The organism is Caballeronia sp. GAFFF1, from assembly GCF_023630705.1.
GTDB lineage: Bacteria > Pseudomonadota > Gammaproteobacteria > Burkholderiales > Burkholderiaceae > Caballeronia.
Map to the genome: position 1 here is coordinate 33,380 of NZ_JALQEM010000040.1, position 14,569 is coordinate 47,948.

Annotated in this window: 8 protein-coding genes; 5 read left to right on the forward strand and 3 right to left on the reverse strand. The window is 63.0% G+C overall.

The annotated features are described in order from the left end of the window. Window positions 1–217: 217 nt before the first annotated feature. From NCR37_RS24425 to NCR37_RS24440, 4 genes are all read left to right on the forward strand, one after another. Window positions 218–4,384, forward strand: coding sequence for a CheR family methyltransferase (locus NCR37_RS24425; RefSeq protein WP_250475387.1), 4,167 nt, complete (start codon window positions 218–220; stop codon window positions 4,382–4,384). A gap of 331 nt (window positions 4,385–4,715) precedes the next feature. Continuing rightward, window positions 4,716–5,708 carry a chemotaxis protein CheB gene (locus NCR37_RS24430; protein WP_250475388.1) on the forward strand — a complete coding sequence of 331 codons (993 nt, stop codon included), beginning with the start codon at window positions 4,716–4,718 and terminating at the stop codon, window positions 5,706–5,708. A gap of 256 nt (window positions 5,709–5,964) precedes the next feature. Further along, window positions 5,965–7,521, forward strand: a complete 1,557-nt coding sequence (locus NCR37_RS24435) for a phospholipase D family protein (protein ID WP_250475389.1) — start codon at window positions 5,965–5,967, stop codon at window positions 7,519–7,521. 146 nt (window positions 7,522–7,667) lie between these two features. Beyond that, window positions 7,668–8,753 carry a hypothetical protein gene (locus NCR37_RS24440; protein ID WP_250475390.1) on the forward strand — a complete coding sequence of 362 codons (1,086 nt, stop codon included), beginning with the start codon at window positions 7,668–7,670 and terminating at the stop codon, window positions 8,751–8,753. A gap of 62 nt (window positions 8,754–8,815) precedes the next feature. Here the strand turns inward: NCR37_RS24440 and NCR37_RS24445 are convergent, their stop codons facing one another. Both NCR37_RS24445 and NCR37_RS24450 read right to left on the reverse strand, forming a co-directional pair. Then, on the reverse strand, window positions 8,816–11,212 hold the full coding sequence (locus NCR37_RS24445) for a phosphoketolase family protein (RefSeq protein WP_250475391.1): 2,397 nt from the start codon (window positions 11,210–11,212) through the stop codon (window positions 8,816–8,818). A 209-nt stretch (window positions 11,213–11,421) separates the two neighbouring features. Then, a complete protein-coding gene (locus tag NCR37_RS24450; RefSeq protein ID WP_250475392.1) occupies window positions 11,422–11,679 on the reverse strand; it encodes a hypothetical protein in 258 nt (85 codons plus the stop codon). Between the two features lie 185 nt (window positions 11,680–11,864). On the opposite strand from NCR37_RS24450, the gene NCR37_RS24455 reads away from it, so the two are divergent. Beyond that, window positions 11,865–12,668, forward strand: coding sequence for a MipA/OmpV family protein (locus NCR37_RS24455; protein ID WP_250475393.1), 804 nt, complete (start codon window positions 11,865–11,867; stop codon window positions 12,666–12,668). Window positions 12,669–12,774: 106 nt separating this feature from the next. On the opposite strand, the gene ptsG is transcribed toward NCR37_RS24455, so the two are convergent. Beyond that, window positions 12,775–14,559 (reverse strand): PTS glucose transporter subunit IIBC, encoded by a 1,785-nt coding sequence (ptsG, locus tag NCR37_RS24460; RefSeq protein ID WP_250475394.1) that lies wholly within the window; start codon window positions 14,557–14,559, stop codon window positions 12,775–12,777. Between the last annotated feature and the right edge of the window lie 10 nt (window positions 14,560–14,569).

Genomic DNA, 14,569 nt, shown 5'->3' on the forward strand with positions numbered 1-14,569 from the left:
TTCAATCGGTCGCCGCAGGTGCGGAGCATCCGCTCATCGAACTATGATAAATCGGTCATCCAGCACATCCGTTCAGTAACGCGTTCGGTGAAGTGGCAACCGTATTGCTCCGCTCCGATAGCTGTACCGCTTCGCTGGTCCTACAATAGGCATTTCAGTACACCAATCGGCATTGGTCGTGCTTAACACAGCCGCGCATTGGACTAGGAGAGGCGTAGTGTCAAAGCCAAGGTCGACACTCCAGCGAGCGACGGGTTCGCCCATTGCTGTCAAGAGCGACTTGCCGTTTCCAGTAGTAGGTATCGGCGCGTCGGCCGGCGGCGTCGAAGCCTTGCAGACGTTTTTTGAGAATGCGCCAAACAGTATGGAAATGGCGTTTGTCGTCGTAGTGCATCTGGCGGCAGAACGCGCAAGTCACGTCGACGACATCCTGCAACGGGCGACCGGCATGCCGGTGCGTCAGGTGACTTCCACTCTGCCGCTCGAAAAGAACCATGTGTACGTGATCGCACCCGGCAAGCTGCTCGAGATGTCGAATGGCTGCGTCAGAGCCATTGATCGCGAAGCATCGGAAAGCCCGCCTTTCACGATCGACCATTTTTTCCGCACGCTCGCTGAAGCTCATGAGCAGCATGCAATCGGCATCGTGCTGTCCGGCGCGGGATCGGATGGCGCGGCAGGGCTCATCCGCATCAAGGAAGCGGGCGGCATCACGTTCGCGCAGACCCCCAGCGACGCCGAGCACGCGGAGATGCCGCAAAACGCCATTGCGACGAGCCAGGTCGACATTGTGCTGCCCGCGTCCGAGATGCCTCAGCGATTGATCGAATTGCTGGCGAACGCGCAGCGCATCCAGTGGGAGAGTTTCGAAGTTTCAGAGCCGGCGAACGACCGCACGCGTCGGATTGCCAACGACCCGGCGCGCGCGCTGTCCGACATACTGATGCACCTGCGCGTGCGCACGGGACACGACTTCCGGCTGTACAAACGCGCCACGGTGCTGCGGCGCATCGAACGGCGCATGCAGGTCAACGGACAGCGCGATCTCATGGGCTATCGCGACTTCCTGCGCGCGACGCCCGACGAGGCGAACGCCTTGCTCGGCGACATGCTGATCGGCGTGACGCAGTTTTTCCGCGACCGCGGCGCATTCGATTACCTCCAGCGCGAGGTCATTTCCACCCTTTTCGCCGAGGACCCGGGCGAGGGCCAGGTGCGCGTCTGGGTGGCGGGTTGCGCCTCCGGAGAGGAAGCCTATACCATCTCGCTGCAACTGGCGCAGGCGCGCGACGCGGCGGCTTCGGCCCGCTCCATTCAGGTGTTCGCCACCGACATCGACGAAGCGGCGATTTCGCGTGCGCGCGCCGGCTTCTATCCGCTCTCGATCGCGAACGACGTGCCGCCCGCGCTGCTGCAGCGCTATTTCGCGCGTCAATCGGCACACTACGTCATCGCCAAGTCGGTGCGCGAGCGCATCCTGTTCGCCTCGCATAGCCTGCTGCGCGATCCGCCCTTCTCGCAACTCGATCTGATTTCCTGCCGCAACGTGCTGATCTACCTCGAACGGGCGGTGCAGCGGCAGATTCTCGAACTGTTCCACTTCGCGCTGCGGCCGAACGGCTACCTGTTCCTCGGCACCGCTGAATCGGCCGATGCCGCCGACGACCTGTTCGTCGTCGTGGACAAGAAATGGCGCATCTATCGGGCGCGCACGGTCGCGCATCGCACGAAGCCTCCGGTGGGCTTTTTACCGCTGCCCCAACCTGAACTGAGCACGGCCGACGAACGCGCTGCGCCTACCGCGCCGCGGCGGGCGCCGGCCAGTCCCGCGCAGCGCAGCTTCTCGTTCACGGAGTTGCATCAGCGCGCGCTCGAAACCTATGCGGCTCCGAGCGTCATCATCGACCGCGACTCGAACGTCGTCCACCTCTCGGACAACGCGGGCCGCTTCCTGCGCCATCCGGGCGGCGAGCTGTCGAGCAACATCATGTCGCTGGTGCTGCCGGACTTGCGCCTGGAACTCCGCACGGCCATTTTTCGCGCGCTGCAAACCGGCACGAGCGTCGAGGCGCGCCGCGTGAAGTGGGTGCACGAGCCGCGCGCCTCGTGGATCAACATGACGGTGCGGCCGTTTCACGACAAGGTCGCGAATGCCGCATTCCTGCTCATCGTGTTCGATGAAGTGGCAGCTCGCATGAACGACGAAGAACACGCCGAAGCAGCGGGTCAGGATCCCGTGCTCGCGCAGCTCGAACAGGAACTGCAGCAGAGCCGCGAGCAACTGGCAACGATCATCGAGCAGTATGAAACGTCGGTCGAGGAACTGAGGGCGTCGAACGAAGAGCTGCAGGCGATCAACGAAGAATTGCGCTCGACTAGCGAAGAACTCGAAAGCAGCAAGGAAGAACTCCAGTCGGTCAACGAGGAACTCACCACCGCGAACGCGGAACTGCAGGCACGGATCGAAGACACCGCGAAGGCGAACGACGACTTGCACAACATCATCGAATCGAGCGAGATCGCGACGGTGTTCGTCGACAAAGAGATTCGCATCAAGCGATTCACGCCGAACGCGACGGCGATCTTCAATCTCATCGATACCGACATTGGCCGGTCGCTCTTTCACATCACGCATTCGCTGCGCTACCCGACACTCGCCGACGACGTGCGGCAGTCGTTCCAGTCGTTGCGGCTGACGGAGCGCGAGATTCGGAGCGAGACGGGCCGCTGGTATCTGATGCGCCTGTTGCCGTACCGGACGGCCGACGATCATATCGACGGCGCGGTGATCACGCTCATCGACATCACCGACCGGCACCACGCCGAAGAGGCGGCGCGCGCAAACGAGCAGAGGCTGCGTCTCGTCGCGCAGTCCACCAAGGACTACGCGATCATCATTCATGACCGCGACGGCTTGATCGTGAGCTGGAACGCGGGCGCGGAGAAAATCTTCGGGTACGCGGAAGACGAAGTGGTCGGGCGGGACATCGAACTGATCTATGAGACGAACGACCGGCTGGCGTTCGTGCCCGCGCACGAGCGCGAAACCGCGTTGAGCGAAGGCCGCGCCGACGACGAGCGCTGGCATCGCACCAAGGACGGCCGGCGTATTTATTGCAGCGGCGTGGTCACGCCGATCTCGGACGCTTCGTTCAGCGGCTTCGGGAAGATCGTCCGCGATCTGACCGAGCGCAAGCAGCGCGAGGACGCGAGCCGCGAGGCGCTGGAGCAGGAACAAAGAGCGCGCGAGCAGGCGCTGAGCGCCAATCAGGTGAAGGACGAGTTCATCGCGGTGCTGTCGCATGAGCTAAAGCATCCGCTCAATCTGATAGGCGTGAAGTCGGAGATGCTGCCACGCTTGCCGGAGGTCCGGCACATCGATGCCGTGCGCGAAGCGGCCGTTTCCATCAAGCAGGCGGTGCGCAGCCAGGCGCAAATCATCGACGATCTGCTCGACTGGTCGCGCATTCAAACCGGCAAGCTCACGCTCGAAGTGCAGCGGGTGGACGTGTCCGCTATTCTGCGCAGCATCGCGGATGCTTGCGAGGAAGACGCCGGCGCGCGTGGCATCTCACTTGAAACGCACCTGGCGGAAGCACCGGCGATCGCGCTCGCCGATCCCGTCCGGTGCGAGCAGATTATTTGGAACCTCGTGTCGAACGCGCTGAAGTTCACGCATGCAGGCGGCCATGTGAGGCTGCATCTGTCGCACGAAGGCCCCATGTTGCGCATCGACGTAGCCGACGACGGGCAGGGGATAGACGCGTCGATGGTCGACTATGTATTCGACATGTTTCGTCAGGGCCCGCGCGACCGCGTTCGTGGCGGTCTCGGCATCGGCCTCGCGCTCGTCAAACAACTGGTCGAGAAACATGGCGGCAGGGTCGCGGCGGCATCCGAAGGTCACGGCATGGGCACGACGATGTCGGTATGGCTGCCGGCGGCGGACGCCCCGCCGCCCGTCAGCGCAATCATCCGAGACAACGCGAATATCGTCGGGCTGCGCATCCTGCTGGTCGAGGACGACGAGGACACCGGCGCTTCGCTGACCACGCTGCTCGAACTGGAAGGCGCCGTGGTCGAAGCCGCTGCGAACGCGGACACGGCGTTGAAGATCCTCGCGGAACGGCCGATGGACGCAGTCGTGTCGGACATCGACCTGCCCGGCATGAACGGTTATGAGCTCGTGCGCAGGATCCGAGCGAATCCGGCATGGGCTGCGTTGCGCTGCGTCGCGCTGAGTGGACACGACGGTCACGAAGACGTCCAGGCCGCGCACGAAGCCGGTTACGACGTGCATCTGGCAAAACCGCTGGACTTCTCGCTATTGATGGATGCGCTGGGCGCTCTGACCCGCGATCAGGGAAGCCAGGCTACCGGCTAGGCTTTCAAGCTAACGAGCCGGGTGCAACGCGTGTCGGGGCGGGTCGAGCGGCGCAGTGCGATCGACGCTTGTATCGCGACGGCTACAGAGGTCGCCCGGAATGTCCGCGTGCTTGTCGCTGGCCGCCCGGCGGCGTCGAATCAACCACTTCGTGCATATGCGCGCAGCAGTGGGCCCTAGTCGCGTCATTTCTTCATAGCAGGCCGAGCAAGTCGGTCAAGCCGGCAGCGCACGCCGTCACGCGCCGTCCTGGATATCGGACCCTGCAACTGTTCCCTGGCCGATACAAGAGCGGGCGCAAATAATGCGAGCCGAGTTCGACGGAGGCGCTATGGAACATCGAGATATTGTTGTCATTGCGGCATCTCGTGGCGGGATTCCCGTCCTCAAGAGGCTGGTGACACAGTTGCCTGCGGACCTGGATGCCACGCTTTGCATCGTGGTGCACATCGGCAGGCATCGAAGCTTCCTGCCCGAGCTGCTGTCGCAATGGGGGTCTCACACGGCGACTCATCCGAGGCACAAAGAAGTGCTCCAGCGCGGCAGGATTTACGTGGCGCCACCGGATCGCCACATGGTGTTGCGCGACGGCATGCTCTGTCTTCTCGATACCGCCACGGAGAACTTCGCACGGCCTGCCGCCGATCCGCTGTTGAGATCGGCCGCCGTCGAATACGGAAGCCGCGTAGTGGGCGTGGTGCTGAGTGGCGATCTGGACGACGGCGCCGCGGGCCTCGCCTCGGTTCACGCCCGAGGCGGTTATGGCGTGGTCCAGCATCCGGATGATTGCGAGGCTCCATCGATGCCGCGTAGCGCGATCGCTGCCGGGGGCGTGGATGTCATCGCGAAGCTGGACGAGCTTCCGGCGGTCCTTGTTGCAGCCGTCAAGGGGGCGAAGCGGCGCAAGGAGCAATCCATGACGACTGATCGGCCAGACCTCGATCGCGAGGCAAAAATTGCAGACACTGGGCTCGTCGAACCTCGGGTGCTCGATGAGATAGGGCTGCGTTCGGCGCTCACCTGTCCGAGTTGCAACGGCGCGCTTTGGCGGCTCAACGACGACCGGCCTTTACGCTACCGATGCCATACGGGGCACGCGTTCTCCATGTTGTCGCTGGAAGAAGCCACCGCGCAAACCGCGGATAACGCGATCTGGAGCGCGCTGCGCGCGGTGCACGAGCGCATCATCTTCGCTCGCGAGCGGCAGCAGTGGGCGCAGCGCGTGGGCAGCGACGCGGACGTGGCTGTGGAGCAGGCGCGCATCGACGAGAACGAGAAGCTGGCAGAACTCCTTCGGGCCGCAGCCAGTACGCATGAGCCCTGATCGGCAATAGCGAGCCGCGAACACGACTGCCATTCCATCGATACACTTGCGCTTGGCGCAAACCGGCGCACGAATTCACTGGTTCGAGCGGGACAATGGCCGCTTTGCGTCGCGTTGGACAGCGAACCGCTACGGCGCTCTGACAGCGTGCCGTGAAGTAGGCGCTTCACTGATCGTAAGCTGCGATGTAGCTCGCGGCTATCTCCGTCGCGCAGGCGCGACTACACGATTCGCCAGGCCATGCAGAGAGTGCGCCATGAAACTCGCCAGGTGGTTCGCGGTTGCGCTAACGCTGTTGATGACGGCATGTGCAAGCCTTCCGCCGCAAGCCGGACGCGAGGAAACACACGCCCTGACCGACACCGCGAGCACGCGCCTCGGCAGGTCTTTCGCGGCGAGCGAGGCCGCTCATCCCGGCGATAACTCGTTCCACCTGCTACCGGACGGCATGGATGCGCTCATTGCACGCGTGATCCTGAGCGAGACCGCCGATCGCACGCTCGACCTCCAGTACTACATCTGGCACGCGGACCTCACCGGCCGCGAGATGGCCGCGTCGATCATGCGCGCGGCCGATCGCGGCGTGCGCGTGCGTCTTCTGCTCGACGATCTCGGCACGAACGCCGACGATCAGTTCCTGCTCGCGCTGGCATCGCATCCGAACGTGCAGGTGCGTCTCTTCAATCCTGTGGCGAATCGCACGTTCAAGAGACTCGGCTCGGCAGCGGAGTTCTTTCGCGTAAATCGCCGCATGCATAACAAGGCGCTCATCGCCGACGATCAGGCCGCGATTCTCGGCGGACGTAATATCGGCGACGAGTACTTCGGCGCATCGAGCACGGTTGCGTTCGGCGATCTCGACGTGCTCGTGCATGGCCCCGTCGTGCGCGAAGTGTCGAGCGCGTTCGATCTGTACTGGAACTCGGATGCGGCCTATCCGATCGAGAATCTCATGCGACGTCATGCCGATGCCGACTCATTAGCTGAGTATCGCGAGAAGCTCGATGCTTATCTTCTGTCAGAAGAGCATTCGCCGTATGTGGCGAACGTGCGCGAGCGTCTCGCGACCGTGATCCAGCAGCGCGGCACCGAATTCTCATGGGGCAAGGCAACGCTTCTCTACGACGATCCCGCGAAGATCACGCGCGCGCCCGGCGATGCCGAAGGCCATCTGATGTCGCAATTCAAGGCTCTGAAGCTCGATCCCGAGAAGGACATGCTGATCGTGTCGCCATATTTCGTGCCGCGGGAAGAGGGTGTGCGCTGGCTTCGGTCGATGACGTCGCGGGGCGTGCGCGTGACGGTGCTGACGAATTCCCTCGCGGCCACGGATGTCGCGGCGGTGCACGCCGGCTATCAACGCTATCGCAAGGAGATGCTCGAAGCAGGCGTGCGCTTGTATGAGTTGAAGCCGGTCGCGTCGACGGATCAGCACGAGAGCACGAAGAAATCGACATTCGGTTCGTCGAAGGCGTCGCTGCATGCGAAGACCTATGTGTTCGACCGCAAGCGCATCTTTATCGGTTCCATGAACCTCGACCCGCGTTCCATCGAGCTCAACACGGAGATCGGTGTCTATTGCGAAAGCGCGGCGGCGGCCGAACAGGTGGCGCACGGTATCGGCACGAATATCGATCGCATTGCGTGGCGTGTGGAATTGCACGACAACGGCAACGGCGGCACGCGCATGGTATGGATCGACACGGACGCCAACGGCAAGACTACGCTGCTCGAAAGCGAGCCGGGCGTGTCGGCGCTCAAGCGAGCGGGCATCTGGATGCTCGGCATTCTGCCGATAGAATCGCAACTGTGAGTCACCGCGAACGACGTCTTGCCGATGCAGCGTTGCGCGCATGACACGTCAATGGTATCTATGCGATGTGGCATGTTCGCGAGGAGCATCGACATGACATTGCACGTTTCCCGGCTTCCGTCGAGGCGCGCAAGGGCGCTCGCGCCGTGCGAAACGCTTCATGCGGACGGCAGCGTCCACGTCATGCGATGAGTCCGTTCGGCTGGCTAATGGCGCGCATCGAGCGTCTCGGTCGCTCGCGTAGCGATGCCAACTCTACCGACGACATTCGCGAGGCGCTCGATCGCATCCTGCGCATTGCGCCGCAAGTGCGGCTCGCGAACCGCTACGAGTCGCGGCTCGGGCCGCTGGTTCGCGGGGCACTCCGTTATGCGCGCGAGCTCGTCGACGCGCTTCCTGCGCCGCGCGATGCGACGCCTTCCGCCTGGGCCGACGATGCCTGTCTGCGCGCCATGTTCGCGACTTCGGACGACATCACGCATGTCGTCGGCCAGTCGTACGATCTGCGCAGCTGGTTCGACGCGCATTACGCCGCGCAATACGCCTATGCCGTGCTGAGTAGCCGCTTGGTCGAGCGGCGCGTGCTCGGCGTGGCCGATGAGGCCGGCGTGGTGCGCTCGGACGTGCCGCGCATCGCCGTGAGCTTCGACGACAAGCGTATTCGTATTTGCGACGAGACCGACGCGGCGCTAAGAAATGACATCGTGCTGCGGATTATCGAGCAACTGGCACTGGAAGCCACGTCGCGCATCTCGGCGCAGGAGGCTCAACGCGAGGTGTTGAAGGAGACGCGCGCACTGCTCGTCGCTCGAATGCAGATGCTCGGACGGCGTGGCGCGGGCATGTCGGGCATGAGCGGCGCGTCGCCTGCATACGGCGTTGCCCCGACGGACTTCGCGCGACTGGAGCGCGAGATGGCCGAGAACCAGGCCGCGCTGGCGTCGCTCGGTTCGCGCGCGGAAGCAGTGGAACAGCAGCTTGGCGCGCTTGCGGACGTGCTGGGCGGTCCTGCCGCGCTCATACGCGTGGATCGCAAGACGCTGCGGCTGGATTGCATGAACCTGGTCGTCGAAGCGCCTGGCGATGAGCGGGCCGCCGAACTGACGCTCCATCTCGCGCACTTGCCGATGCAGCCTCCCGAGGTCCGCGCAGTGCAACTGGTGCGCGTCGCGCGGCGAGACATGCCGGCGGCGGGCGGCGCGATCGACGATGTGGCGCGGTGGCTGATCTGAGCGCGCCTCGTCATTCGCGCACGCTGCCTTGTCTGATGTACATGCCGAGACTCAGCGTGCAATCAATATGGCCACGTCCATTCGGTGATCTCGTCGGGATCGGTGCCATGCGTATGCGCGTAATCGAGGTGGCGAATGACCGCGTTTTTCATGTCCTCTCTCAAATGCGCAGTGCTTCCGCGCAGGCGAGGCACGCGGTCGATCACGTCGATCACGAGATTGAAGCGGTCCACCTGATTGAGTATTGCCAGCTCCAGCGGTGTATTGATGTTGCCCTTCTCCTTGTAGCCGCGCACATGCAAGTTCTCGTGATTGCGGAACTTGTACGCCAGCTTGTGGATGAGCCACGGGTAGCCGTGAAAGTTGAATATCACGGGCTTGTCGAGCGTGAACAGACTTTCGAAGTTCCGCACGCTCGATCCGTGCGGATGCTCGGTATTGGGCTGCATCTTGAACAGATCGACTACGTTCACGAAGCGCAACTTCAGTTCCGGCAGATGCTCGCGCAGAATGGCCGTGGCCGCGAGCGCTTCCTGCGTCGCGACGTCCCCGCACGACGCCATGACGACATCCGGCTCCTCGTTTTCGTCGTTGCTCGCGCGCCGCCAGACGCCCATGCCCTTTGCGCAATGCACGATGGCTTCGTCGATCGTCATGAACTGCAAGTGCTTCTGTTTGTCCGCGACGATCACATTGATGCAATCGGTCGACCGCAGGCACTGATCGGCCACGACGAGAAGCGTATTCGCGTCGGGCGGCAGATAGACGCGCGTCACGGACGGACTCTTGTTCGTTACGAGATCGATGAAGCCCGGGTCCTGATGCGAGAAGCCGTTGTGATCCTGCCGCCAGACCGTGGATGACAGCAGGATGGTCTCGGACGAAACGGACGCTCGCCAGGGCACATGGTTCTTGCAGATGTCGAGCCATTTGGCGTGCTGATTGAACATCGAATCCACGACATGCGCGAAAGCCTCATACGTATGGAAGAAGCCGTGACGTCCGGTCAGGAGGTAGCCTTCGAGCCACCCGAGCAAGGTGTGCTCCGAGAGCATCTCCATCACGCGGCCGTCGCGCGAGAGCTCGCCGCCGTCTTCGTCCTCGGGAAGCATGTCGGCCATCCAGACCTTCTTGCTTGCCTGATAAACGGCCTGTAGCCGGTTGGAGGCCGTTTCATCCGGACCGAACACGCGGAACGTGTCCATGTTGGCGCGCATGATGTCGCGCAGGAATTCGCCCAGCGGGCGGGTGTTCTCGTGCTGGACGGTCCCCGCCTGGCCGACATCGACGGCATACTCGCGGAAGTCGGGAAGCTTGAGTTCCTTGCGTAGCACGCCGCCGTTTGCATGAGGATTCGCGCTCATGCGGCGCGTTCCAGCAGGCGCAAGCGCCCGGAGCTCTTCGCGTAGCCGGCCGGTCGCGTCGAAGAGTGCATCGGGCTCGTAGCTCTGCATCCAGCGTTCGAGCACCGCGAGATTGGCCGGATTCGTATGCACATCCGAGAACGGCACCTGATGCGAGCGCCATGAGCCTTCGACCTTATGCCCGTTGATTTCCTTCGGTCCGGTCCAGCCCTTCGGCGTGCGCAGCACGATCATGGGCGAACGCGGACGTTCCGCGCCCTTGCCTGCGCGGCTGTTCTCCCAAATCGCACGGATATCGGCGGTGACTCGATCGAGTGTCTCGGCCATCTTCCGGTGCATCTCCGCGTGGTCCGATCCTTCGACGAAATACGGCGTGTAGCCGTAGCCGACGAAGAGCGCCTCCAACTCTTGATGGCTGATGCGCGCGAGGATCGTCGGGTTCGCGATCTTGTAGCCGTTGAGATTGAGGATGGGCAGCACCGCGCCGTCCCGTGCGGGATTGATGAACTTGTTCGAATGCCATGCGGTCGCGAGCGGTCCGGTCTCCGCTTCGCCATCGCCCACGACGCACGCGACGATGAGTCCGGGATTGTCCAGCACCGCGCCGTAGGCATGCGACAGGCTGTAACCCAGTTCGCCGCCTTCATGAATGGACCCCGGCGTTTCCGGCGTCACGTGCGAGCCGATATGGCCAGGAAACGAGAACTGCTTGAAGAACTTCTGCAAGCCCTCGATATCCTCGCTCTTGTCGGGATAGACCTCCGAATAGGTGCCTTCGAGATAAGCGGGGCCGAGCACGCCGGGCGCGCCATGTCCGGGACCGGCCATGAAAATGACATCGAGGTCGTCGCGCTTGATGACGCGGTTCAGATGCGCCCAGACAAACGAAAGAGCAGGGCTCGCGCCCCAGTGTCCGAGCAGGCGGTGCTTGACGTGCTCCGCTTCGAGCGGCTCACGCAGCAGCGGATTATCCACGAGAAAGATCATGCCCGCCGATAAGTAATTGCACGCGCGCCACCATGCATCGACGAGCCGTAGTTCGTCGTCTTCGATCGTAGTTGCTTCAGACGGATTGGTGCTGGAACGATTGTTCATCGACGTCTCCGTTCAATAGCGGCGCATCGGAACGCACGTCGTGCGTTTTTCACGGGGCGTCGCGCTGCGCGAGTTTCGCAGGTCGGTATGTGCGCTCTCTCGTGCCTATTTTTATGCGCCTTATCGAGTCGATATCACGCAATGCCACTATGTTCAAGATTCAAGGCGCGGGTTTCGCAACATTTGATCTGTCTGCGCAAAGAGCGCATTCAGTACTTGATGTCTCTTGCAGCCTGGCGCCCATGTTGCTTCGTCTCGCGCTTGTCCTGCCGGCATTGCGCATTCGATTGCTGGTTGGCGGCGCGGCAGTCCTGTTTGGTATGCCGGGCGGTCTGGCGCGTCTCCTGGCGGACATCGCGCCCGGCGCGGCGTTGCTGCGCCTGCTGCGTCGGCAAGGCGCTGTCGGGCCACGACAAAGCGAGCAGGGCGGTGGCGATCGCAATGAACCTGAGTGTGCACGCGGGCATGATGGGGGCTCCGAAAGGATGGGAGGACTTTTCGACTCTTCTTCTTCAAGATAGCGGCCTTGCCGGCCCATGTGAATCGGCTTTTGCGAAGAGATAGCTTGACTGTCGGCGGCGCATGGATTTAATTGATTAAAGAAGCCGAGATGCTGTCGACGGCGTGGTGCTTATCGACCGGAGCTGATCCCGTGAGACTCCTTTCCGCAGTCACCGGAGCGTGCTTCTCGCTGGTTCTGCATGACGCGTGCGCGAGTCCGGTCGACTTTTCGAACGCACTGCCGAATTTTTTCGGCGCGGGCATCGGATCGACAACCGAGTACGCCGGCGGCAAGGACCGCATCGTAGGCGTGCTTCCCGGCATGCGCTACGCGACGAGCGGGGGGCATCTGTTCGAGTGGTACGGAACCTATGCGCAATACAACTTCGGTACGCTGACCGGCTTCCAATGGGGGCCGGCACTGGCGCTTCGCCTCGGTCGACGCAACGTCGATGACGCCGTGGTGTCGCAGGTCCATGACGTGTCCACGACAGTCGAAGGCGGCGGCTTCGTCGGTTACGAATACAGCCACGCTGGCGACGTCCCCTACCGCCTGCGAGGCGAGATCACCGTCGTGACCAATGCAGGAGCCGTCTATACGGGCGCGCGGGTTTCGCTGAACACGAGCGCGTGGTTTCCGCTGCATTCGCGCGTGTTTGTCGGCGGCGGAGCCGGCGCGACGTGGGTGAGCGGCGGGTTCAACGAGACTTACTACGGCGTCACTCAAGAAGACGCGCAAAAGAGCGGGCTGCCTGTCTTCCGTCCGGGCGGCGGACTGAATCAACTGACAGGCTGGATCGCCGGAATCTACAAGATCACGCCGAAATGGTACGCAGGCGCGATGGTCTACTATCAGCGTTTGATGGGCGACTCGGCGGCGAGCCCAATCGTGACCCAGCGCGGCACCCGCAATCAGCTGACCTACGGCGTTGGCGTTGCTTATGCGTTTCAATAAGCATGCCGGGTTCCGATGCCAGCCGTTCCAGAGGCAACCGACACGACATAAACGCGCGTGCCTCGACGGGTGAACGTCATCGACGAGCCATGCACGCAATGCCGCGCTAGTGCATCGCGCCCGCGAGCGCTTCCGCGTCGAGGCCGACGATGAGATCGACTTCGCCGTTAGAGAGCTTTTGCGTCGCCGGCACGCCAGCGGTCGTCAGCGCCGCGTTATCCATTCGCGATGCGTCGTTCAGCAGCACGCGCAGGCGCGTCGCTGCGAGCGGCTGCAGCGTGACGATGTTCGCGCCGCCGCCGAGCGCCTCTCGAATCTTCTCCGCGCGCGCCGCATAGGCCGAACCGTCCGAAGCAGGCGCAAAAGCCGGCGGTGCGGCTGCACTTGCCGGCTGCGCCGCGCCCGCCGCGCCCGTTGCCGGCAGTTCGGCTTCGGCGCCCGCGCGCTTCAGGTAGTCCTGCATGTCCGTCTTCATGTTCTCGGAGAGCGGCCCGAAGATGGCCTGCACGCCGTTGCCCACGCGCACGACGCCTGCCGCGCCCAATGCCTTGAGCCTTGCGTCGTCGACGAGCGCGGGGTTGTTCACCGAGATGCGCAGCCGCGTGATGCATGCATCGAGACTCTTGATGTTCGAACGCCCGCCGAACGCGAGCACGAGATCCCGGGAGCGTCCGCCCATCTCGGCCGTGCTTCCTGCGGCTGCTTCGACCGTATCGTCCTCGCGCCCCGGCGTCTTGAGATCGAAGCGCGTGATGACGACGCGGAACACGGCGTAATAGATCACCGCATAGATCGGCCCGACGATAAAGACGTACCATGCGTTGGTCGCCTTGTTGCCGATCAGGTTGAACATCACGAAGTCGATCGCGCCCTGAGAGAACGTGAAGCCCATGTGCATGTTCAACGTGTTGGCGACGAACTGCGCGGATGCCGCAAGACACGCGTGGATGAAATACAGCACCGGCGCGACGAACAGAAACGCGAACTCGATCGGCTCCGTGATGCCCGTGAGGAACGAGGTCAGCGCGGCGGACACCATCATGCCCCCGACCGCCACTTTCTTTTCCGGCTTCGCGCAATGCCAGATTGCGATGGCGGCCGCAGGCAGGCCGAACATCTTGAAGAAATACGCGCCGGCGAGAATCCCGGCCGTGCGGTCGCCCGCGAAGAAGCGCGTGATGTCGCCGTGCACGACCTTGCCGGTCGTGGGATCGAGATAGCTGCCCGCTTCGAAGAAGAACGGCACGTTCCAGATGTGGTGCAGGCCGAACGGAATCAACAGCCGTTCGACGAAACCATAGATGGTCGCCGCCGTGCGCGGATCGGACACCGCCGCCCATTGCGAGAACGCCTTGATCGCGCTGCCGATAGGCGGCCAGATGACCGAGAGAATCGCGCCGAGCACGATCGAGCCGATTGCCGTGACGATCGGCACGAAGCGCTTGCCCGCGAAGAAGCCGAGATACGGCGGCAGCGTGATGCGGTAGTAGCGATTGAACATCCACGCCGCGAGACCGCCCGCGAGAATGCCGCCGAACACGCCGGTCTGGATCGACGGAATGCCCATGATCGTGTCGGGCTTCACGCCTTCGAACGTTGCGATGACGCCGAGCGTCGCCGTCATCACGAGAAAGCCGATGGTCGCGGCGATGCCCGACACGCCGTCGTTCTCCGTGAAGCCGAGCGCGACGCCGATGGCGAAGATCAACGGCAGGTTGCTGAAGATCACGTCGCCCGCGTTCTTCATGAGCGCGAGCACGATGCCGGGGATATAACCGTGAAAGTCGGTGGAGCCGAGGCCGAGCAGCAACCCCGCGACCGGCAGCACCGCGACCGGCAGCATCAGCGATTTGCCGACCTTCTGCACCACGCCGAAAGCGTTCTTGAACATGGTGTCTCTC

Bases quoted from the DNA above. Each gene is read 5' to 3' on its own strand.
- NCR37_RS24430 (WP_250475388.1), top strand. From the start codon at position 4,716: ATGGAACATCGAGATATTGTTGTCATTGCGGCATCTCGTGGCGGGATT.
- NCR37_RS24435 (WP_250475389.1), top strand. From the start codon at position 5,965: ATGAAACTCGCCAGGTGGTTCGCGGTTGCGCTAACGCTGTTGATGACG.
- NCR37_RS24445 (WP_250475391.1), bottom strand. From the start codon at position 11,212: ATGAACAATCGTTCCAGCACCAATCCGTCTGAAGCAACTACGATCGAA.
- NCR37_RS24450 (WP_250475392.1), bottom strand. From the start codon at position 11,679: ATGCCCGCGTGCACACTCAGGTTCATTGCGATCGCCACCGCCCTGCTC.
- ptsG (WP_250475394.1), bottom strand. From the start codon at position 14,559: ATGTTCAAGAACGCTTTCGGCGTGGTGCAGAAGGTCGGCAAATCGCTG.